The organism is Staphylococcus sp. HMSC62B09, from assembly GCF_001839115.1.
GTDB classification, from domain to species: domain Bacteria; phylum Bacillota; class Bacilli; order Staphylococcales; family Staphylococcaceae; genus Staphylococcus; species Staphylococcus haemolyticus.
This window is the reverse complement of sequence record NZ_KV840124.1, coordinates 32,833-33,033: the sequence shown is the minus strand read 5'-3', so window position 1 is coordinate 33,033 and position 201 is coordinate 32,833. Positions and strand designations below refer to the sequence as shown.

The window sequence follows — 201 nt, the reverse complement described above, 5'->3', positions numbered from 1 at the left end:
ATATGTCACAGGTCAAAGAGAGAATATCAATAAACTTGAAAATGAGCGTCAGGAACTTACTCAACGAATTGAAGAAGATAAAGCAAAATATAAAGAATTAATTGCTAACTCACAAGATGATGAGGCTGATGCACTATATACTACCTTTGATAGTAATGAGAAGAAACTGAAAGCCTTAGAGAAACGCTTATCGACTAAAAA

At 32.8% G+C, this 201-nt stretch carries 1 pseudogene; it reads left to right on the top strand.

Features of this window, described 5'->3' with window-relative positions:
• A pseudogene (locus tag HMPREF3265_RS12865) lies at positions 1-201 on the top strand (pathogenicity island protein); the annotation flags it as partial.